General features: G+C 57.2%; 19 protein-coding genes. 5 read left to right on the top strand and 14 right to left on the bottom strand.

Annotation, left to right across the window (positions count from 1 at the left end; all coding sequences use genetic code 11):
• Positions 1-6: 6 nt before the first annotated feature.
• The 6 genes from F153LOC_RS02340 to F153LOC_RS02365 all read right to left on the bottom strand — a co-directional run bounded on the left by F153LOC_RS02340 (position 7) and on the right by F153LOC_RS02365 (position 7,364).
• On the bottom strand, positions 7-996 hold the full coding sequence (locus tag F153LOC_RS02340) for a putative FMN-dependent luciferase-like monooxygenase (protein WP_102103755.1): 990 nt from the start codon (positions 994-996) through the stop codon (positions 7-9).
• On the bottom strand, positions 993-2,600 hold the full coding sequence (locus F153LOC_RS02345; RefSeq protein WP_102103754.1) for an ABC transporter ATP-binding protein: 1,608 nt from the start codon (positions 2,598-2,600) through the stop codon (positions 993-995). The genes F153LOC_RS02340 and F153LOC_RS02345 overlap by 4 nt, the downstream gene beginning before the upstream one ends.
• Entirely contained in the window at positions 2,597-3,448 is an 852-nt protein-coding gene (locus F153LOC_RS02350; protein ID WP_102103753.1) for an ABC transporter permease, read from the bottom strand. Before F153LOC_RS02350 ends, F153LOC_RS02345 begins: the two co-directional genes overlap by 4 nt.
• Positions 3,445-4,389, bottom strand: a complete 945-nt coding sequence (locus tag F153LOC_RS02355) for an ABC transporter permease (protein ID WP_102103752.1) — start codon at positions 4,387-4,389, stop codon at positions 3,445-3,447. The genes F153LOC_RS02350 and F153LOC_RS02355 overlap by 4 nt, the downstream gene beginning before the upstream one ends.
• Positions 4,390-4,399: 10 nt before the next feature.
• The gene (locus tag F153LOC_RS02360) at positions 4,400-6,019 is read right to left on the bottom strand and encodes a TIGR04028 family ABC transporter substrate-binding protein (protein WP_102103751.1); all 1,620 of its coding nucleotides are present in this window, start codon (positions 6,017-6,019) and stop codon (positions 4,400-4,402) included.
• Between the two features lie 142 nt (positions 6,020-6,161).
• Positions 6,162-7,364 (bottom strand): NAD(P)/FAD-dependent oxidoreductase, encoded by a 1,203-nt coding sequence (locus F153LOC_RS02365; protein WP_102103750.1) that lies wholly within the window; start codon positions 7,362-7,364, stop codon positions 6,162-6,164.
• A gap of 211 nt (positions 7,365-7,575) precedes the next feature.
• Between F153LOC_RS02365 and F153LOC_RS02370 the strand changes: the two genes are divergently transcribed.
• Positions 7,576-8,085, top strand: a complete 510-nt coding sequence (locus tag F153LOC_RS02370) for an Rrf2 family transcriptional regulator (protein WP_100780116.1) — start codon at positions 7,576-7,578, stop codon at positions 8,083-8,085.
• 5 nt (positions 8,086-8,090) lie between these two features.
• On the opposite strand, the gene adhP is transcribed toward F153LOC_RS02370, so the two are convergent.
• Complete coding sequence (gene adhP / locus F153LOC_RS02375) at positions 8,091-9,101, bottom strand: alcohol dehydrogenase AdhP (RefSeq protein ID WP_102103749.1); 1,011 nt, start codon at positions 9,099-9,101, stop codon at positions 8,091-8,093.
• 272 nt (positions 9,102-9,373) lie between these two features.
• Here adhP and F153LOC_RS02380 point away from each other — a divergent pair, with 272 nt between their 5' ends.
• Positions 9,374-9,973, top strand: coding sequence for an inorganic diphosphatase (locus tag F153LOC_RS02380; protein WP_102103748.1), 600 nt, complete (start codon positions 9,374-9,376; stop codon positions 9,971-9,973).
• 37 nt (positions 9,974-10,010) lie between these two features.
• Here F153LOC_RS02380 and F153LOC_RS02385 read toward each other — a convergent pair whose 3' ends face one another.
• From F153LOC_RS02385 to F153LOC_RS02410, 6 genes are all read right to left on the bottom strand, one after another.
• Complete coding sequence (locus F153LOC_RS02385) at positions 10,011-11,720, bottom strand: ABC-F family ATP-binding cassette domain-containing protein (RefSeq protein ID WP_102103747.1); 1,710 nt, start codon at positions 11,718-11,720, stop codon at positions 10,011-10,013.
• A gap of 338 nt (positions 11,721-12,058) precedes the next feature.
• The gene (locus F153LOC_RS02390; protein ID WP_102103746.1) at positions 12,059-13,756 is read right to left on the bottom strand and encodes an NAD-dependent malic enzyme; all 1,698 of its coding nucleotides are present in this window, start codon (positions 13,754-13,756) and stop codon (positions 12,059-12,061) included.
• A gap of 175 nt (positions 13,757-13,931) precedes the next feature.
• Positions 13,932-14,069, bottom strand: a complete 138-nt coding sequence (gene sra / locus F153LOC_RS02395) for a stationary-phase-induced ribosome-associated protein (RefSeq protein ID WP_102103745.1) — start codon at positions 14,067-14,069, stop codon at positions 13,932-13,934.
• A 96-nt stretch (positions 14,070-14,165) separates the two neighbouring features.
• Positions 14,166-14,381 carry a biofilm-dependent modulation protein gene (bdm, locus tag F153LOC_RS02400; RefSeq protein ID WP_100780123.1) on the bottom strand — a complete coding sequence of 72 codons (216 nt, stop codon included), beginning with the start codon at positions 14,379-14,381 and terminating at the stop codon, positions 14,166-14,168.
• Positions 14,382-14,520: 139 nt separating this feature from the next.
• On the bottom strand, positions 14,521-15,042 hold the full coding sequence (locus F153LOC_RS02405; RefSeq protein WP_102103744.1) for a VOC family protein: 522 nt from the start codon (positions 15,040-15,042) through the stop codon (positions 14,521-14,523).
• A gap of 51 nt (positions 15,043-15,093) precedes the next feature.
• A complete protein-coding gene (locus tag F153LOC_RS02410; RefSeq protein WP_102103743.1) occupies positions 15,094-15,945 on the bottom strand; it encodes a Vmh family MBL fold metallo-hydrolase in 852 nt (283 codons plus the stop codon).
• Between the two features lie 112 nt (positions 15,946-16,057).
• On the opposite strand from F153LOC_RS02410, the gene F153LOC_RS02415 reads away from it, so the two are divergent.
• Positions 16,058-16,939: a LysR family transcriptional regulator gene (locus F153LOC_RS02415; protein WP_102103742.1), complete on the top strand. Its 882-nt coding sequence runs from the start codon at positions 16,058-16,060 to the stop codon at positions 16,937-16,939.
• Between the two features lie 87 nt (positions 16,940-17,026).
• Positions 17,027-17,455 (top strand): OsmC family protein, encoded by a 429-nt coding sequence (locus tag F153LOC_RS02420; protein WP_100780129.1) that lies wholly within the window; start codon positions 17,027-17,029, stop codon positions 17,453-17,455.
• Positions 17,456-17,481: 26 nt separating this feature from the next.
• On the opposite strand, the gene F153LOC_RS02425 is transcribed toward F153LOC_RS02420, so the two are convergent.
• Positions 17,482-18,300, bottom strand: coding sequence for a mannuronate-specific alginate lyase (locus F153LOC_RS02425; RefSeq protein WP_233210344.1), 819 nt, complete (start codon positions 18,298-18,300; stop codon positions 17,482-17,484).
• Positions 18,301-18,534: 234 nt separating this feature from the next.
• On the opposite strand from F153LOC_RS02425, the gene F153LOC_RS02430 reads away from it, so the two are divergent.
• Entirely contained in the window at positions 18,535-20,016 is a 1,482-nt protein-coding gene (locus tag F153LOC_RS02430) for a carboxylesterase (protein ID WP_102103740.1), read from the top strand.
• Positions 20,017-20,075 lie beyond the last annotated feature (59 nt).

Here is a 20,075-nt window from a genome sequence, read left to right on the forward strand (position 1 = left end):
GACTCCTTAAAGAATATGAGGGGCGATATGTTCAGCAATAAGCTCAATCGAACGTAAGGTGTCCCGATGGGACGGCTCAACGGAATGGACCTGGAATGAAATATCCGTCGCCCGTTTGAGGACGGAATCCTGAGCAAGGGAGTCCAGCACGGTGTGCGGTGCGCCGATATGGGCGTCGAACTGGCGAATATAATCTGTGACACTGTCACCGGTTACGGTATGACCCGCCGCTCGGTGCGCCTCTGCCTGTCGGGTTAACCCGGGCGTTGCGACGTTCAGAGCATACGCATCGCTGTCGGCCACAAACGCCGTGCGCGAGGCCAGAATTCGCGGCGCCACTCCCGAGGGCAGCGCGGCGAGATAGGCATCCACAATCGGGTTCTGGATCTGGTCGAGAGTAAGCCCTGGCTGGTCAGCCGGGCGAGGCTGAGTGCGGGAGAGCATCAGCCCGTGCCCGGCCCGGGCGGCGCGCACGGCGCCTTCAACGGAAAAGGTCGCAATCCACACGCGCTCTGACAGCTGCGGCGCAGGTGGATAGAGATGGTTATCCGGATGCGTCAGGGAATCACCGCGCCAGGCGCTCTGAATCAGGTGCAGATGGTCGGCAAACGTCGCGCCGCGCTCGTCGAACGTCAGGCCGAAAGGCAGAAACGAGGTCGGCGTGCCGCCGGAGCCAAAACCGACTTCAAGGCGACCGTCCGCCAGCAGATCGAGGACCGCCGCGTCTTCCGCCACGCGCAGCGGGTTTTCCATCGGCAGGGTAATAATCGCCGTGCCCAGACGGATGCTTTGGGTCTGGGCCGCAACGTGAGCGAGGAACACCAGCGGCGACGGCAGGCCGCCTTCGCGCTCGTGGAAATGGTGCTGAGCAATCCAGGCCGTATGAAAACCGTGGCGCTCGGCATGGCGGATCTGTTCTGTTGCCAGACGATAGCGCTCTTTCGCAGGCGCGTCGTCGAGCAGGCGGGTAAAGAATCCCAGGCGTTTACGCGTCATGCGTACTCCTTCGTAACGGGTGAAAAATGGGGGATGGCGTCGATCAACTCGCGGGTATAGCTGCTCTGTGGCGAGGAGAAGAGCGCCTCCACCGTGCCATGTTCAACAACCTGACCGCTGCGCAGCACTGTCACGCTGTGCGCAATGCGGCGAACGGTCGCCAGATCGTGGGTGATAAACAGATAGGTCAGTCCCAACTGCTGCTGGAGTTGTTGCAGCAGGGCGAGGATTTGCGCCTGCACCGTGACATCCAGCGCCGAGGTCGCTTCGTCCAATACCAGAATGGTTGGCTCCAGAATCAGCGCACGTGCGATGGCCACGCGTTGACGCTGACCGCCGGACAGCTCGCGAGCGGTACGACTCAGCAGCTCAAGCGGCAGGGCTACGCGGGTGGTCACCGCCTCGACGCGGGATTTGCGCTCCGCTCGGGCGAGCTTATTGAAGTTTTTCAGCGGCTCTTCGATGATCTCAAACAGCGTTTGCCGTGGGTCGAGGGAGGCAAACGGATTCTGGTAGACGAACTGAATTTTCTGCCGCAGCTGGCGGCGTGCCTCCACGCTGAGCTGGGTCGCATCGATATCATCGAGGGTAACGCGCCCGCTGTCCGCCTGCTCAAACCCCAGTAATATGCGGGCCAGAGTGGTTTTCCCCGATCCCGACTCCCCGACCAGCGCGTGCGTGCTGCCGCGCTGCACATCAAAACTGACGTTATCCAGCGCCTGTAAAGTGTGGCCTTTACTGAGAGTGAACTGCTTGCTGATGGCCTGAGCGCGAATGGCAGGAGAGGCCAGCCGAAGGCCTGAGACCGGCGCAATGGTCAAGCGCGAACCCTGCAAATCGCTCAGCAACTGGCGGGTATAGGCGTGCTGCGGGGCGCGCACCACGTCGGCGGTTGCCCCCTGTTCCTGAACTTCACCGTGCCGAAAGACCAGTAAGCGATCGGCACGCTGGGCAGCCAGGGCCAGATCGTGGGTGACGAACAGCACCGCCGTTCCCGATTCGCGGCGCAGGATATCCAGCAGATCGAGAATGCGTTTTTGTACCGTCACATCCAGCGCACTGGTCGGTTCATCGGCGATAATCACATCCGGGCGCAACGCGATGGCGATGGCGATCAGCACCCGCTGCTTCATCCCACCGGAAAGCTGATGCGGATATTGCTTCATCCGCTGCGCCGGGTGGCTTAGCCCGACTTTGGTCAGCAGCGCCAGCACCTGATTTTCTTGCTCGGTCTTTGTGATTTTCTGGTGAATAGTCAGCACTTCGCCCACCTGGGCGCCGATGGTTTTGACCGGATTCAGGGAGTTGCCAGGGTCCTGCGGCACCAGGCTGATACGCGCTCCGCGCAGGTTGTTGAGCCGTTTTGCTGACCACTGACTGATCTCTTCGCCGTTCAGCACAATTTTGCCGCTGTCGCGATGGGCGTTGTCCGCCAGCAAGCCGATAATCGCCTGCGCGGTGGTGGTTTTCCCGGAGCCAGACTCGCCCACAAAGGCCAGCATTTCGCCGCGTTTCAGGGTGAAACTGACGTTGTGGACCACTTCACGCCACTGGCGACCGATGCGGTAGCTTAAGGTCAGATTTTCCACGGACAGAACGGTCATGAGCGGCCTCCGCTTAACTGTTGGCTGATACGGTTGGTGGCAAGCACCACGGCGATCACTACGATGCCGGGGAAGGTGGTCAGCCACCAGGAGGTGGAGAGATAGTTACGCCCTTCGGCAATCAGCAGCCCCCATTCCGGGACGGGCGGCGGGGTGCCGTATCCGAGGAAACTTAACGTCGAAAGGGCGAGGATCGCCTGACCAAACTGCAGGGTCGCAAAGGCCAGCACCGCCGTCAGGGAGTTCGGTAAAATGTGACGCCACAGCACTGCCCAGAAGGTGCCGCCGCTGCCGTAGGCCGCTTCGACGTAATCTGCGTGACGAATACGCACCACTTCGCCGCGCGCCAGGCGGGCAAAACTGGCAATCGACGCCACACCGACGGCAATAGCCGCGTTAACCGTGCCGAAACCGAGCAAAATAATCACCGTCAGGGAGAGCAGCAGCGAGGGAATCGACAGCAGCACATCGACAAAACGCATCAGCACCGACTCCACCCGCCCGGCGAAGGCACCGGCGATAACCCCCATTGCCGTGCCAGCCACTAATCCCATCGCCACAGCCGCCAGGGCGGCGCTGAGTGAGTGGGATGCGCCATAGACAATGCGCGCGTAGACGTCACGACCAAGTTGATCGGTTCCCAGCCAGTGTCCCGCCTGGGGAGCTAAGCGCTGAGCGCCTGCGATCCCTTCAATCGGGCTGTAGTGGGTGAGCAAACCCGGCGCCAGTGCGGCCAGGGCGGCGACGATAATCACGCCCCACGCCAGCCATAACCCGGGCTGAATGTCGACGGTGCTAAGGGCCGGGACGCGTTTTCGCGCCGCGGCGGCATAGTCCACCAGACTCATGATGCACCTCCGGTGACGGTTTGCAGACGAGGATCAAACAGCGGCATCAGCAGATCCACCAGCAGGTTTATCAGCACAAAGCCCAGGGCCGAGATCATCACCACCGCCTGTAATACGGCGATATCCTGGTTGTTGACGGCCTGCTGCGTCAGCTGGCCCAGACCGCTGCGGCCAAATACGGTTTCGGTAATCAGCGCCCCGGCAATCAGTTCGCCGAGCAAAATCCCGGCGATATTCAGCACCGGCAGCAGCGCATTGCCCGTGACGTGACGCCACAGCACCCCGGTTTCGCTCAGCCCCTTGGCGCGCGCGACGGCGACGAACGGCTGAGCGGACACCTGATCGAGACTGCGCATCAGAATTTGCGCCAGCGGGGCGGAGATCGGAATGGCGACAGTAACGATCGGCAGGATCAACCCCTGCAATGGCGACGGGTTAATCACCGGAATCAGCCGTAGCTGGAAGGAGAACAGCTGGATGAGCGCGATGCCGAGCCAGAAGGTCGGCAGCGAGATAAACAGTACCGGCACGGACTGAATGGCGTTACTCACCCAGCGCAGCCCCGGCAGACGTGCGGCAAACGCCAGCACGAAGGACAGTATTACGGCAAGCAGGAACGCAGGCAGGGCGAGACTCAGGGTGTCCGGCAAATTGCTCGCGATCAGTTCGCTCACCGGCACGCCCGCCTGCAATGAAAAACCAAAATCGCCGCGCAGCATGGCAAACAGCGTGTGGAAATACTGCTGCCAGAGCGGGCTGTCTGCACCGTAGGCGACGCGCATCTCTTCAATTTGCGCCGGGCTTAAGCCCAGATCCGGGTTCTGAAATTTAATCAGCACCGCATCCCCCGGCAGCACCTGAAGCAGCACGAAGGAGAGGGTAAAGGCGGCCCACAGGACCAGCAGCCCCATTCCGGCCCGTCGCAGCAGATAATGGCTCATCATCGCCCCCTTAGTGTTTCTCAATCCACGCGCCGTAGAACGACGGACGTCCTACCGCTTCGAAGTTCACCCCTTTCAGCCATGGCGCACCGGCGAAGACCTGCGGCTCTTCAAAAATCGGAATTACGTAGGCGTTATCCAGCAGATAGCGCTGGGCATCACCCGTCAGCTGCAGGCGTTTTTGCGGATCGACTTCGGCGGAGATGTTCACCAGCAGTTCGTTGAGTTTGTCGTCGCGGAAGCTTTTCACCTTGTCGCTGGAGCCGCCTTTTTGCAGCAGCGCGTCGCGGTTGGCCGGATAGAACATGCTTTTCACCACATCCGGATCGGCGCGGCCGACTTCCGACACCGTCAGCGGCGTTTTCAGCGGGTCGAGGTTATCCAGCGTGCGACTGCCCGCATCACCCGCCTTGACGCTCAGCGCCACGCCGACCTGACGCCACTGCTGGGCCACCAGTTGCAGCACCTCTTTGTTTTGCGGCTGCGGCAGGGATTCATAGACCGTCAGCGCCAGTCGCTGTCCGTCTTTGGCGCGGATACCGTCGCCGCCGGTTTTCCAGCCTGCATCATCGAGCAACGCGTTGGCTTTCGCCGCGTCAAAGGTCAGCTTGTCGCTGAGATCGACAAAGCCGGCGGCAGAATCGGCAATCACCGATTTCGCCTGCGGGTAATTTGGTGAGAAGAGGGTTTCAACGACCTGTTTCGCATTGGTGGCATGGAGCAGCGCCTGACGTACGCGAAGGTCAGACACCAGCGGGTTGTCCGGGCGGAAGCTGATACTGTCGTTCACGCCGCGCGTTGGGGCAGCGTAGATTTTATAGCCCTGTTCGGTGGCCTGTTTTTCGTCGTAGGCTTGCACCTGACGGATAAAGTCAGCCTGGCCCGCCAGCAGCGCGCCGACGCGCACGCTGTCTTCCGGCGTGACGATAAATGTAATGCCATCCAGATTTGCCGGGCCTTGCTGGGCGAGATTTTTCGGGCCCCACTGGTACGCTTTTCGCGCCTCAAGGGTCACTTCCCGGCCCAGTTTTTCATCTTTCACCACGAACGGGCCGGAGCCGATGATGTGGCGCGCGTCGCCCAGCTCTTCAAAGTTGCGCTTCAGGGTGCTGAGTGACACCAGCCCAGAACCAATAGTGGCGGTGCCCTGTAAGAATCCTGGCGACGGTTTTTTGAAGTAGAACTTCACTGTCTGCGGATCGATCACTTCGCTGCGATCGTAGTTGTTGATCACTTCAGAAACCGGCAGGCGCTGGGCTTTGTTGCCCAATCCGTAAGTGTCGAAGTTTTTGGCCACCGCGTTGGCGTCGAGCGGCGTGCCGTCGGAGAACGTCACCCCAGGGCGGATTTTAAAGGTGTATTCAGTTTTGTCGGCGTTGGTGGACCAGCTTTCGGCAATCCACGGCTCCACCTCCAGCGTTTTCGGGTTCTGCCAGGTGAGCTTGTCGGTGATCTGATTCAGAATGCCGCCGTTCGGGTAGAAGCCGCCCGCCGGGGGGTAAAGATTGGTGTGCGCCTGTTGTTCCAGATAGACAAGCGTGCCGCCTTTAACCGGTGTGTCGGCGGCGTGTGCAGCCGTCGCCGCGAGGATCAGCGCCGTCAGCAGCGGCAGGCGAAAAGGGGTTTGCATGGTGAATTCCTTTGTTATCTTCGTTTTAGCGTCGGATTCATCATCGGGCGCGGCTGAAAACAAAGGAACAAAGGAATTGAGATAAGGATTGCCGGAAATCGGAAATATACAAGCCGCCCCCGGTCAGGAGCGGATGAACTCTTTACACAAACTTCGCCAGTGGGTCCGCTGCCGCAAAGGCAACTGCACGATCGGCTGCTGGTGGATAGATCAGTTCGTTGGTGATGGCAATTTTGAGTTTTTTCGCCTCTTCACGGACCAGTTTCACCTCTTGCTCCCAGCCCTCGGTGTACACCGCGCCCCAGGCGCCGAGATCGAGGCAGGTGACATAATTCACCTGGCGGTACGGGTAGGGCTCGACGTTCAACAGACTGGCAGCGGCGTTGTGTCCGGCAAATTTTCCGAGCTGGATCGCATGCTGACAGGTCATCAGCGCCGTATTCCCCATATCATCCGTTTTCGCGTGGGCGGTATCGCCGGTGGCGAAGACGTCCGGGTGCGCAGGGATTTGCAGCAGTTCGTTCACCCGCAGACGCGCCTGAGCGTCACGCTCGCCGTCAATCTGAGTCGTCAACGGATGAGCCTGCACGCCAGCGGTCCAGACCACGGTGGACGCGTCAATGCGTTCGCCACTCTTGAGAATGACGCCTTGCGCATCGACCGCCTCGATTTCGCTGTTCAGACGCCATTCCACGCCCAGTTCTTCGCTGGCATTCGCAATCACATCGCGCAACGCTTCGCTGTAACGACCGCCGATAACCGCGCCGCGCTCAACTACGATGACTTTAGTCTGCGTATCAACACCAAAACGGGCACGCAAACGCGCCGGTAATTCGGTTGCCAGCTCAATGCCGGTAAACCCGCCCCCACAGACCACCACCGTGTTACGCGCCGGGGTAGAGGGCTGATGAACCAGGGCATCGAGGTGTTTTTCGAACACCTGAGCAGATTCAAGCTGATCGATATCAAAAGCAAATTCAGTCAGACCGGCCACCGCCGGGCGTTTGGCCTGGCTGCCGGTGGCCAGTACCAGGCGGTCATACGTTATGAGGGAAGTGTTGCCCTGGCTGTCGCGATACCACACGGATTTCTCTTTTGTATCAATGCGTTCTGCACTTCCCTGAATGTACTCAACGTCAAGTTCGGCGAACAGTTCCGTCAGGGGAGCCACCAGTCCGGTGACGTTCTCTTCATAGAAACGCGGGCGAACGCGCAGCTCAGGTTGCGGAGCCAGCACGCTAATACGCAGATCGGTGCTCCCGTTCAGCTCCGCCAGGCGCGCTGCGCTCACCGCTGCCCACATACCGGAAAAACCACTGCCCACAATTAAAATATGCTTTTTCATTTTCGATCCTTTTGCTCATCAGGCTTTGTGTCTGACCTGACTGCAACTATACTTGTCGGAGTTAACTCCGACAACTTTTTTCTGAGTTAGCGAGCAAGTGAATGTAAGATGAGATAAAAATCAGAGAGTTAACTGGGGAAGGAGTCATGGGCTGTTTTTCTGCTTACGAACGCGGCTATAATAACCACGAATAATGAGAGCGGAGTTAATCATGGCCTTTTACAGTTCCGGTGTGGAGTACGCCATTCATAGTCTGATGTGCATGGTAGATGCCAAAGGCAACGAGCGAGAGTTGAGCGTCCGGGAGATGGCGGAACTGCAGGGTGTGCCTTACGACTATCTGGGCAAAATCTTCACCCGTCTTTCGCGGGCGGGACTGGTCAACAGCACGGAAGGCAAGGGCGGCGGGTTTAAACTCGCGCGTCCGGCAGAACTCATTTCAGTGCTGGATGTGGTGCATGCCATTGATGGCGAGAAGAATATGTTTGAATGTCGGGAAGTGCGCCAGCGGTTGGCGGTGTTTGATGAAGCTCCACCGGCCTGGGTTTGCGACGGGCCATGCGGCGTGCGTTCGGTGATGGACAGCGCCCAACAGCGGATGGAAGAAGAACTGGCGCGCCACACCATTCTCGATCTGGCGCGCAAAATGTACCGTAAAGCACCCGATACATTCCTGATTGAAGTACAGGACTGGATTACGGATCGCCGCAGCCCGTCCTGAATCCATTAAGAACGGAAATCAATCACCATACGGCCACGGATCTGGCCTTGTTCCATCTCTTTGAAAATCGCGTTGATGTCGCCGAGCGGACGCATCGTGACTTTCGGTACCACTTTGCCTTCGGCGGCAAACTGGAAGGCTTCGACCAGATCCTGACGGGTCCCCACCAGCGAACCGACCACCTGAATTCCATCCAGTACCAGACGTGGAATATCCAGACTCATGGCTTCTGGCGGCAGACCGACAGCCACCACACGACCACCGGCACGTACCGCATCGACCGCAGAGTTAAACGCGGCTTTCGCCACCGCGGTGACGACCGCAGAATGCGCTCCACCGGTTTTTTCCTGAATCACTTTCGCCGCATCTTCGTTGCGGGAGTTGATCGTCAGATCGGCACCCATGTCGGCGGCCAGTTTCAGCTGCGCATCATTCACGTCGATGGCAATGACTTTGGCATTAAAGACGTTTTTCGCGTATTGCAGCGCCAGGTTGCCCAGCCCACCCAGACCGTAGATCGCAATCCACTGGCCCGGTTTGATGTGGGAAATTTTTACCGCTTTATAGGTGGTAACGCCAGCGCAGGTGATGCTGCTGGCCGCTGCGGATTCCAGGCCGTCCGGCACTTTTACCGCATAATCGGCGGTCACGATGCACTCTTCAGCCATCCCGCCATCAACGGAATACCCGGCGTTTTTCACGTCGCGACACAGGGTTTCGTTGCCAGAGTTACAGTATTCGCAGTGACCGCAGCCCTGGAAGAACCAGGCCACGCTTGCGCGATCGCCCACTTTCAGTGAGGTGACGCCAGGACCGATTTCTTTGACGATGCCAATCCCTTCATGGCCGAGGATCACCCCGGTTTTATCGCCAAAATCGCCGTTCTTCACGTGAAGATCCGTGTGGCAGACGCCACAGCATTCCATCTTCAGCAGCGCTTCGCCGTGTTGCAGCGCGCGCAGGGTTTTATCGGTGACATTAACCTGATGATCTTGAGTAACGACAGCAGCCTTCATATGTATCTCCATGTTCATGTTCGGTATCTGCATAGCCAGTAAGAAAGATGAGAATCGTTCTTACTCCCTAAGGATTAATGCTTTGGCGGTTTTATACAAGGGCGGGGCAACATAATGTAATAATTTCGTTGTCATTCAGGCGATTAAAGCATCAATAAACCATTCAAGCCCTGAATACAGGTGGGGATGAGAAACTGACAAAAAAACGTCATGGTTCTGTCATCTGGAAAACGTAACGTGTTGGCTTCCCAATAACCGAAGAGTTAAAAGACATGAAGCTGTTCAAAACCTTACTGGCCGTTAGCGTTCTTATTTCCGCCTCTGCGCATGCGCAAAATATACTGGAATTCCCACAGCCGGAAAATAATCCGGAAGAGTTTTATGCCGTCACCGAAATCCCGGCGGGCGGTATCATCAAATATGAAACCGATGCCAAAACCGGTTTTATTATTGCCGATCGTTTCCAGTCGATGCCGGTGGCTTATCCGGCTAACTATGGCTCCCTGACGCAGTCCCTTGCGGGCGATGGCGATCCGTTGGACGTGATTTTCTACACCCGCGCGCCGATGGCACCGGGTACGCTTATCAAACTGCGTGCGATTGGCGTGCTGAAGATGGTGGATGGCGGGGATAAAGACGACAAAATTGTGGCTGTCCCGGCGAGCAAAATCGACCCGACCTACGACGACATTAAGGAGCTGAGCGATCTGCCGAAAATCGAAGTGCAGCGTCTCGAATCCTTTTTCCGCGTCTATAAAGAGCTGCCGGAAGGGCGTAAAAAAGTGGAGCTGAATGGCTTTAACGATGCCGCGACCGCGAAGCAGGAAATCAAACAGGCGTGGGACGCCTGGAAAGCGAAAAAACCGCAATAATAAACTGGCCCGGCTGAACGTGCAGCCGGGCGCAGGGTTACAGCTGTGCTTCTAGCCGGGCAATCTCCTCGCGCCACTGTTGCTGAAGTTGAGGTTTTTGATGCTTCGACTTACGCGCCATATCCTCAGCCAGCAGCGTCTCCAGCGCCACCAGTCTTTCGAGCAGATCGTCAAACTCTGTCGGCGCTGATTGCGCTGTATTGGCTGCGACGTCAGATGGGGGTAATCCGCCGCTATCCCGCAGACGGGCAAACACCGCTTCGGCGTCATGCCATTCGCTAAGTCTGCCGTCCTCAATCAACCAGAAGCGGTTACAGCTCTGGCTGATGAGCTGCCTGTCGTGACTCACCAGCAGCACGCCGCCTTCGAACTGTTGCAGCGTTTCGGCCAGCGCCTCTTTGCCTTCCATATCCAGGTGGTTGGTCGGCTCATCAAGCATCAGCAGGCTGTAACGGGCGAGCGTCAGGCCGACAAACAGCAGGCGAGAACGTTCGCCGCCGCTGAGGGTACTGACTTTCTGCCCGTGGCGCACCCACGGAAAACCGGCGCTGATGAGTGCCATTTTGCGCACCTGCGGGTCTGGCGCGAACGGCTCCAGCGCCTCAAGCAGCGGGGCATCGTCCGGCAGCTGGTGCAGCGTCTGGTCGTAGTAGCCCAGGGTCAGGCGGGGATGGATTTTCAGTTCATCCGTCGACTGTTCTGTGACAAATTGCCGCCAGATAAGCTTCATTAGCGAGGATTTCCCGCAGCCGTTACGGCCCATAATCGCCACGCGGTCGCCGCTCTTAAGCCTCGCGATATCCACGTCAAACAGCGCGGGCAAGGCGGGCGCCGGAGGGACGGGAAGATGCGTCATCTCCAGCAACCGGTCGGCACGCAGCGCATCGCCACGCAATGTTAACGTCCACGGGCTGCCCGCCGTGAGATCGGTCTGACTCTCTTTCAGGCGTTCGACCTGTTTTTCCATCTGTTTCGCTTTGCGGGCGAGATCTTCGTTGTCGTAGACCTTGCCCCAGGTCGCCAGCCGTTTGGCGCTGGCCGCAACGCGGTCGATCTCTTTTTGCTCGGCCTTATGCCGCTGGGCATCGCTTTCATCTTTTGCCGCCAGCGCCTGACGGGCGGCGGAGCAAGAGAGGGCGAAGCTGTGCAGCGTTTTATCGCGCAAAATCCAGCTGCCGTTGGTGACGGCATCGAGCAGCTGTCGGTCATGGGACACCAGCACAAAGCTGCCGGACCAGTTCTGTAAAAACTGCTCCAGCCAGAGCATGGTTGGCAGATCGAGGTGGTTGCTGGGTTCATCCAGCAGGAGCAGGTCGGGATCGCTGATTAACGCTCGCGCCAGCAGCAGCCGTGTGTGCTGCCCGCCGCTCAGGGTCGACGACTGTAAGGCCATATCCTGCGCGGTAAAACCCATACCGCCAAGCAATGTTTCGGCTCGCCAGCGGAGGCTGTCGCGTTCCGCTGCGGGCAGTTGCGCCAGCACGGCGTCGAGCATTGACAGAGGATAAATCGACTCCGGCAGATGCTGTTCCACGCGCGCCATCAGGCAGTGGCCGGCGAGCGCCACCGTGCCGACAGAAGGGGACTCGGTGCCATCGAGGATCTTCAGCAGGGTACTTTTACCGCAGCCGTTATCGCCCAGCAGACCAATGCGGTCGCCTTTTTTCAGGGTAAAGGAGAGCGAGTCGAAAAGGGTGTTAAACGCTGTTTCAACGCGGAGAGATTGTGCAGTTAGTAATGTGCTCATTGTTGCTTACTCAAGTGTTACAGGCATGGAAATGCCTCGTCAAACATCGCTGACGATAACTCAGTAAGCCCGAGGGAAGGGATTCAGGTGTGGGTGTCTTCGCTCAAGCCGAAGTTATCGCAGCACGATACCGATAACGCTTGAGCTGGTGCGATCACCAAATGTATGTGAAACATTGAAAATTTCACTATACAGCATAATTAGCCTCCTTATTTATTCAGTGGGTTTATGGATGAAGGGAGTGTAGCGGGGTTTTACAGGCCCGGCAAGCAGAGCGCCACCGGGCCTGGCGTTTGCCGGGAGGCGTTGTGCTACCCGGCGACTTACAGAGGGAAGGTTTAAATCGAGGTACGACGATAGTTCCGGTATTCCGGCATCCAGAAGTTGTCGTCGATGGCCTGCTGCAATGCATCGGCGGAGGTTTTCACCGCCACACCCTGTTGCTGCGCCATTTTGCCGACCGCAAAGGCAATCGCCCGCGATACGGTATGGATATCCTTCAGTTCTGGCAGCACCAGACCTTCGCCGTTGGTCACCAGCGGAGAGTGCTTGGCCAGGGTTTCGCTGGCAGACATCAGCATTTCGTCCGTAATGCGCGACGCACCGGATGCGATCACACCCAGACCAATTCCCGGGAAGATATAGGAGTTGTTGCACTGCGCGATGGGGTAGATTTTGTCTTTCCACACCACCGGATCGAACGGGCTGCCGGTCGCGACCAGCGCATTGCCTTCGGTCCAGGCGATGATGTCCTGCGGCGTGGCTTCGACGCGAGAGGTCGGGTTAGAGAGCGGCATCACGATAGGGCGCGGGCAGTGTTTGTGCATTTCGCGGATGATCTCTTCCGTGAACAGCCCGGTTTGCCCCGAAACGCCGATCAGAATATCCGGCTTCACGTTGCGCACCACGTCCAGCAGGGAGAGCACTTCGTTATCCGTGTCCCAGTTTTTCAGGTTTTCGCGTTTCTGCACCAGTTTGGTCTGGAACGGCAGCAGGTTTGGCATTCCGTCGGTCAGCAGACCGAAGCGATCGACCATAAACACGCGCGAACGGGCCAGCTCTTCGCTTAAGCCTTCGCGCTGGGTTTGCGCGATGATCTGTTCTGCGATCCCACAGCCGGCAGAGCCTGCACCGAGGAAAACAATTTTCTGGTAGCTCAGCTGGCTGCCTGCCGCGCGGCTCGCGGCGATCAGCGTGCCGACGGTCACCGCTGCGGTGCCCTGAATGTCGTCGTTAAAAGAGCAGATCTCATCGCGATAGCGGTTGAGCAGCGGCATGGCGTTTTTCTGCGCGAAGTCTTCGAACTGCAGCAGCACGTCTGGCCAGCGGTGTTTTACGGCCTGGATGAAGTCGTCGACGAACTGATAATACTCATCGTCCGTTACGCGCGGATGGCGCCAGCCCATATACAGCGGATCGTTCAGCAGCTGTTGGTTATTGGTGCCGACATCCAGCACCACCGGCAGCGTATACGCCGGGCTGATGCCCCCGCAGGCGGTATAGAGCGAAAGTTTGCCGATAGGAATACCCATCCCGCCGATACCCTGGTCGCCGAGGCCCAGAATACGCTCGCCGTCCGTCACCACGATCACTTTTATGTTGTGGTTCGGCACGTTTTGCAGAATGTCATCCATGTTGTGGCGGTTCTGGTAGGAGATAAACACGCCGCGCGAACGACGGTAGATCTCGGAGAAGCGCTCACAGGCCGCCCCGACGGTCGGGGTGTAAATCACCGGCATCATCTCTTCGAGGTGATTTTGCACGAGACGGTAGAAGAGGGTTTCGTTGGTGTCCTGGATGTTACGCAGGTAGATGTGTTTGTCGATTTCGGTTTTGAAGCCCTGGTACTGGATCCAGGCGCGTTCGGCTTGCTCTTCGATGGTTTCGACCACTTCCGGCAGGAGGCCAAGCAGGTTAAAACTGCTGCGCTCTTCCGCGCTGAAGGCGCTGCCTTTATTCAGCAGCGGGAACTCCAGCAGAACCGGCCCCGCATAGGGGATATAAAGGGAACGATGATGTTTTGCTTTGTTGTCCATGTCACTCACTCGATTTTTTGAATATCCGTCCCTGGCACTGCGTATTGTCATCTTTCTGGCTTGCTGGCAGGGCGACGTCGACTGGCATTATAAAGGAGCTAAATGTTAATTACCGCAACACACAAACAAAAACACCATCGGTTTTGCCGATGGTGTCGTGATTCATTGACGTGAATTATTTGTCTGCGTGGCGTTTTCTGCCGTGCGTGTGGGTGACTACCGTTTCGTTGCTGCCCTCGATCACCACTTTACGTTGGTTAGACAGCTTGTAGTTCAGTCCCAGAATGTGACGTGCCTGACGGTTCGATTTCATGTTAACTCCTCAATCCTGTTGATAGTTTTAAGGACCAGTTTGCTCTCGCAAACGAAATGTAACCCCTTAGGTTGCAGATCCAGCATAGCAGGTATTTTACAGGGGGCGATGTTGACCACTCACCACATAGTTAATGGTCTGCTGGTAGATATCACTGAGGATGTCATTATCTGAGGCCTCGACCCAGCGGGTGAGTTCCATCAAAATGTCATCTTCAGTGACCGCGCCATGCTCGGCGCGCAGGCCCTGTTCAATCGCATTCACCAGGGCCGGTTGTGCGGAATGAGTATTTGCTGAGTAATGTGTAAACATGCTGCCTCCGTGTCGTTATCTGTTTAATAATCCGGTACGCAATTCATAATTCACATTCAGAATGGCAAATATTCTTCCCGCTGTGGTTCAGATTCATCCTGGAAATAAAAATATCATATTTAACGTTTTTTTCGTTAAATCAGGGTTTCCAGCGACGCAGATTCGTATATTTTTCGTAGGGCATCGGGGACGGCCATGATATCAATTCAACCACGCTTCCCCAGGGGGTTTTGCCGTAGCAAAAAGCATTGCCTTCGCCACGTTCAGCGGGGAATGAAAGGGGTTTTGGCTCGGTAAACATCTCGCCGCCAGCGGCGGTAAAGCACGCTATGGCACGTGCAAAATCATCGACATAGACAGCGAAGTGTTGCAGGCCAAAATCACTGGGACGGGCAGCGGATTGCTGTTCTGGGCCGTGCATTTCAAACAGTTCAATGCCTGGGCCATGAGGCATTGCCAGCATCCTGATAGCGCGGACTTTGGTCCCTGGAAATAGCCTCAAGGTATTTTCCTGGGCTTCGTCATCAATATTTTCACTGCCAGGATCTGCTGAACGATATATCACTTTTGCTGCGAACGCTTTCTCAAAAAATAACGTGGCTTGTTCAATGTCAGGAACCGTAATACCAATGTGGTCAATTCCTCTTACTGAGGGTTGCATAATCATCTCCTGCTATAAAAAGAATAAATATAGCAGGAGACCGTTAGCCTGTTACCACTTCATTTCGCCGGTATTGACCTTCGCGCTCAGTTCCAGGGAGCTGACTTCGGCAAGGTCCGGCCACTGTTTTTTCATGGTATCGATCACGCCAGTAGACGCTTTATGCGCGGCGAGAGCCTGCTCAAACTGCTGCAGGTAGGTGCGGGTAAAATCGATGGCGGCGGTACCGGCAGGCGGGGTACCGAGGTAATGACCTGGGATAACCCGCTCGGGTTTGTGCGCGGCCATTTCATCCAGGGTGGACAACCACTGCTGGCGGCTGGCTTTGGTTTGCGTGTCTGCCGTCCAGAGGTGAATGCCGGACGAAACGCCCGTACCGCCGAGAATGGCTTTGGCCGACGGGATCCACACGTAGGCGGCGTAGCTGTCTGCCTGCTCGATATCGATTTTCTCGCCGTCCACCATAAAGGTGGTTGAGGCAATCACCTGCGGGACAATCAGTTCCGACGGCGCGCCGTCCTTCATCTGCGGCCCCCAGAAGGCCAGTTTGGCATCTTTGGTGGCCTTGATGTGATCCACCACCGCCTGGGTCGCTACCACTTTGGCATTCGGGAAGGCTTTCACCAGCGGCTGCAGACCAAAGTAGAAGTCCGGATCGCCGGAGGTGATCACAATCTTGCTGAGGGTTTTACCGCTGCGGCGCACTTTTTCGACCAGCTGCTCGCCATCCTTGACGCTGAACTGCGCATCGAACAGCACCGCCTCTTTCGGCCCGGAAACCAGCGTCGAAGAGACGGCGAAGATACCTTTCTCCTGTGGGTTATAGGTATCCAGCGTTAAGGGCGCGGCAAAAACAGCGGGTGTGAACAGGGCGCACAGCAGGGCAAGGCGATTGAGCTTCATCATTTTGTCTCGGTAGTGTCGGAAGTCTCTATTGTACGGTTCTCTCGATTTGCCAGAATTCCTGAAACAAGACATGCTTAGTTTCATAAATCGAGCAGATGGAGTCATAACAATGGATCGCGTGATTGCCGCCCAGGTCTATAACCGTATTTGCGAGCTGGGGAGTCTGAGTGCTGCGGCCCGCGCGCTGGGCATTTCTCGCCCGATGGTAAGCCGTTATCTGGAGCAGATGGAGAAATGGGCCGGAACGCGGCTGGTGCACCGCTCCACGCGTAAGCTGACCCTGACGCCTGCCGGGGAAAAGGTGCTGCAGAAAACCCGCAATCTCACACGGCTGTCGCAGGAGATTGAGGATCAGTCGTCCCGCGAAACGCCGTCCGGTACGCTGCGCGTAGCCTGCGCCCACTTCACGGCGATGCAGATTGTCGCCCCGATGCTGCCGAATTTTCTGACGCGTCATGCCAAAGTGCGCGTCGAGATGGACGTTAATAATCATCCCGTCAGCCTGGTGGGTGAGCGCATCGACGTGGCGATCCGCATTACCGACAACCCGGAACCTGGAATGATCGCCCGCCGTCTGGGTGAGTGCCGCTCGGTGCTTTGCGCCTCGCCAGAGTATCTGGCTGACCACGGCACGCCGCAAAGCCTTGAAGATCTCGCGCAACACAACTGCCTGCATTACAGCTTCTTCGCCGGGCAGTCGTGGAATTTTATCACCGACGCGGGAGAGGTCGTTTCCGTTGCGGTGAGCGGCAATCTGAGCGCCAGTATTTCGTCGCTGCTGATGGAGGCCGCCATCCACCACTGCGGGATCGCAATGCTGCCGGCGTGGGAAGCGCAGCCCGCGCTGGAGAGCGGCAAGCTGGTTCCCGTCCTCAGCACATTCACGCCGAAACCGATCGGCATTTTTGGGATCTATCAGTCAAGGGATTATCAGCCTGCGGCCCAGCGCTTATTCCTGGATGCACTGAGCGAGTCGTTGATGACGAAGTGAGCAAATGCCTAAGAGTGTTCCGTGTTCCTCTCACATTGGTGTTGACGTTCTATACTTAATCCTTTGTAAGCCAAAAGGAGAGCAATAATGACGATTCATAAGCACGGTTCGGCACACTGGTCTGGCGATATTAAACGCGGCAAAGGAACGGTTTCTACGGAAAGCGGCGTCCTGAATCAACAACCTTACGGCTTTAATACCCGTTTCGAAGGCGAAAAAGGGACTAACCCGGAAGAGCTGATTGGCGCAGCGCATGCCGCCTGTTTCTCAATGGCGCTGTCACTGATGCTGGGAGAGGCGGGTTACACCGCGGATTCCATCGATACCACGGCGGATGTATCGCTGGATAAAACTGACGGCGGCTTTGCGATCACCAAAATCGCGCTGCAAAGCAAGGTAACCGTACCTGGCATTGAGCCACAGCAGTTCGACGGCATTATCCAGAAGGCGAAAGCCGGATGTCCGGTCTCTCAGGTTCTGAAAGCGGAAATCACGCTGGATTATAAACTGAACTAATCTCTGCAACGCCGGGCGCTGCCCGGCTATTGTGCGTAGATGAGCGTTAACTGACCGCCAAGACGGCGGTTTTTTATTGGGCGCAGTCTGTCTCTTCGCGCAAGCGTGACGCTGTCACATTTCGTCAGGTCACAATACGGCTCTAACCACTCATCGTGGCTATCGTGCGTCAGGACATACCCCGCGAGCCTTTTGAGTGCACCACGGTTTTGCTGGGTGATATCCACCTGATTAGCTTTCGCAAAGCTTGCGATCATCACCAGCGGCTGAAGGGCATAGTGATGATAGGCCACGGCGCGTGGGCCGCGCTTTTGTTCGTTGGGTAATATGCCATTCGCGGTAATCTGGCTTGCCGCGATGCGGTACTCTTTCAACGACCAGTCGAAGAGATCCCAGCGATCGAGCGCGACCGACGCCGCCATCACTGACCATGCGGCCCAGTAGCTGTGATTATTGGTTTTAGAAAGGGGCAGACCGTCCCAGTCCTCTCTCACCTGATCGGCAAGCAACGACAACCAACGCGTCGTCGCACCATCGTCTTTTGCCGGTGCGTTCAGTTCAATCCAGCTGGTGGCGAGCGTCGCCAGTGCCCATTTACGCATCGACCGCCCGGTGTGGTTGGTTTGCGTCGAGGTTAACGCCCCGGCGTTTGCCCAGCTCGTAAAGCCATGCAGAACACACTCCCGCGTTTTCTCATCGCCGCTCTGTTTATAGCGCCAGACCATTTCGGCGATCCCGCGTTCAAAATCGGTTATCGGTTTTGTCTGGGCGCGAAAGTCGCTTTCCGCCTGCGGGTTTAGCGTCGCACGAGCGCTGTCCGATCCGTCGTATTTACTGCGAAACACAAGATTGGCGGTGTACGGCGCGGGGAGAGGAACACATTTGCCTTGCAGTCTGTGCGGCTGGGCTTTGACAAAACCGGGGGGCGGCACGAGCGGCGCCGAAAAAACAGACATGGGCAGAAGCAGCAGAAGGTGTGTCAGACGCATCAAATGACTGTACGCCAGAATTGCACTTTTGGCATCGTGCGTTATCTCTTTTAAGATAGGTCCTTATTTTTTACAGAAAGAGAGACGGGAATGGCTAATCTGCCGTGGCGGATACGGGGGCGTATGTGGGCATTGATGAAACGTGCCGCTATGGTGCTGGGAATTGTGCTGATCGTGCTGCTGGCGGTGCGGGTCTATAAGACCGAAACTGGCCCGGCGCTGCATCCCTGGCATACCTGGACGGCGCACGAGATGTCTGTGCAGGAGGTTGAACGCGCCAGTTTCAGTGATTATCTGACGCGCGAAACGGCGATTTTCCACGATCTGCAAACGGACGTGACGGACAAACTGGATAAAGCGGATCAGACGCCGCTGAACCGCTATTATCGTCACAGCCCTATGTGGCCGGGCCAATTTCCCGATGACGGCAATCGTTCGTTTGTGCTGATGCCGGAAGGTAAACCGCAAGGCGCCGTTGTGCTGTTGCACGGGCTGACGGATTCGCCCTATAGCGTACGCAGTATCGCCGTTGATTATCAACAGCGCGGGTTTGTGGCCATTGCGCCACGCTTGCCCGGACACGGTACGGCACCGGGTGCGCTTACCAATGTCGACTGGGAAGCGTGGCTGGCCGTGGCGCGTATGGCGGTTCGCGAAGCTACGCGTCTTGCGGGCAGCGATGTGCCTCTGCATCTGGTGGGTTATTCCAACGGCGGGGCGCTGGCGATGAAATATGCCCTCGACGCCAATGACGATCCCCGTCTTCGCAAACCGCAACAGCTGATCCTGCTGTCTCCGATGATCCGCGTCCACGCGTTTGCGCGTTTTGCCGGTCTGGCGGGTTTACCCGCGCTGTTACCGTCGTTTGCCAAAGCGGCGTGGCTCAGCGTTCTGCCCGAATATAATCCGTTTAAATACAACTCCTTTCCGGTGAATGCCGCGCGCCAGTCCTGGCAGTTAACGCAGGCTTTGCAAAAGCAGCTTAACAATCAGGCGCGCCAGAACAAACTGTCCTCGTTCCCGCCGGTGCTGGCATTCCAGTCGGTGATGGACTCCACTGTCAGCACGCGCGGGGTGGTCGATTCGCTGTTTAATTTGCTGCCGGAGAACGGAAGCGAGCTGGTTATATTCGATATCAATCAGGCAAGCACGCTGCGCCCGCTGTTCAGGCCGGGTTCGTATGTGGCGGTGAATGGGCTGCTGCCGACTGCACCGCGCCGCTTCGCAATCACGGTGGTGACCAATGCCTCGGCGCAGACGTTAAACACTGAAGCCCGCACCACGGCGCCCGGGGCGGTGAATGATACGGTTCAACCACTCACGACGCCGTATCCGCGCGATCTCTACTCCTTATCGCATGTGGCGATTCCGTTCCCGCCAACGGACGATCTGTACGGCAGCGAGCCTGTGAATCCGCACCATTACGGTATCAACCTGGGAAATATTGCCCTGCGCGGGGAAACCTCGGTGCTGGTGGTAGGGATGGATTCGCTGATGCGCGTGACCTCAAATCCGTTTTATAGCTACATGCTGGAGAGGATTAATCAGCGAATTATCCCAGCAAAGGGATAAACGGAAAATATCCCCTGGCGGGGATAAAAGAGGGCGAAGTGACAATTACTACATTTGTG

Origin of the sequence: Lelliottia sp. F153 (genome assembly GCF_002870005.1) — a bacterium.
Lineage (GTDB): Bacteria > Pseudomonadota > Gammaproteobacteria > Enterobacterales > Enterobacteriaceae > Enterobacter > Enterobacter nimipressuralis.

What these genes read in the sequence shown, in the direction of transcription:
- F153LOC_RS02340 (WP_102103755.1), bottom strand. Translation starts at nt 996, where the DNA reads ATGACGCGTAAACGCCTGGGATTCTTTACCCGCCTGCTCGACGACGCG.
- F153LOC_RS02345 (WP_102103754.1), bottom strand. Translation starts at nt 2,600, where the DNA reads ATGACCGTTCTGTCCGTGGAAAATCTGACCTTAAGCTACCGCATCGGT.
- F153LOC_RS02350 (WP_102103753.1), bottom strand. Translation starts at nt 3,448, where the DNA reads ATGAGTCTGGTGGACTATGCCGCCGCGGCGCGAAAACGCGTCCCGGCC.
- F153LOC_RS02355 (WP_102103752.1), bottom strand. Translation starts at nt 4,389, where the DNA reads ATGAGCCATTATCTGCTGCGACGGGCCGGAATGGGGCTGCTGGTCCTG.
- F153LOC_RS02360 (WP_102103751.1), bottom strand. Translation starts at nt 6,019, where the DNA reads ATGCAAACCCCTTTTCGCCTGCCGCTGCTGACGGCGCTGATCCTCGCG.
- F153LOC_RS02365 (WP_102103750.1), bottom strand. Translation starts at nt 7,364, where the DNA reads ATGAAAAAGCATATTTTAATTGTGGGCAGTGGTTTTTCCGGTATGTGG.
- F153LOC_RS02370 (WP_100780116.1), top strand. Translation starts at nt 7,576, where the DNA reads ATGGCCTTTTACAGTTCCGGTGTGGAGTACGCCATTCATAGTCTGATG.
- adhP (WP_102103749.1), bottom strand. Translation starts at nt 9,101, where the DNA reads ATGAAGGCTGCTGTCGTTACTCAAGATCATCAGGTTAATGTCACCGAT.
- F153LOC_RS02380 (WP_102103748.1), top strand. Translation starts at nt 9,374, where the DNA reads ATGAAGCTGTTCAAAACCTTACTGGCCGTTAGCGTTCTTATTTCCGCC.
- F153LOC_RS02385 (WP_102103747.1), bottom strand. Translation starts at nt 11,720, where the DNA reads ATGAGCACATTACTAACTGCACAATCTCTCCGCGTTGAAACAGCGTTT.
- F153LOC_RS02390 (WP_102103746.1), bottom strand. Translation starts at nt 13,756, where the DNA reads ATGGACAACAAAGCAAAACATCATCGTTCCCTTTATATCCCCTATGCG.
- sra (WP_102103745.1), bottom strand. Translation starts at nt 14,069, where the DNA reads ATGAAATCGAACCGTCAGGCACGTCACATTCTGGGACTGAACTACAAG.
- bdm (WP_100780123.1), bottom strand. Translation starts at nt 14,381, where the DNA reads ATGTTTACACATTACTCAGCAAATACTCATTCCGCACAACCGGCCCTG.
- F153LOC_RS02405 (WP_102103744.1), bottom strand. Translation starts at nt 15,042, where the DNA reads ATGCAACCCTCAGTAAGAGGAATTGACCACATTGGTATTACGGTTCCT.
- F153LOC_RS02410 (WP_102103743.1), bottom strand. Translation starts at nt 15,945, where the DNA reads ATGAAGCTCAATCGCCTTGCCCTGCTGTGCGCCCTGTTCACACCCGCT.
- F153LOC_RS02415 (WP_102103742.1), top strand. Translation starts at nt 16,058, where the DNA reads ATGGATCGCGTGATTGCCGCCCAGGTCTATAACCGTATTTGCGAGCTG.
- F153LOC_RS02420 (WP_100780129.1), top strand. Translation starts at nt 17,027, where the DNA reads ATGACGATTCATAAGCACGGTTCGGCACACTGGTCTGGCGATATTAAA.
- F153LOC_RS02430 (WP_102103740.1), top strand. Translation starts at nt 18,535, where the DNA reads ATGGCTAATCTGCCGTGGCGGATACGGGGGCGTATGTGGGCATTGATG.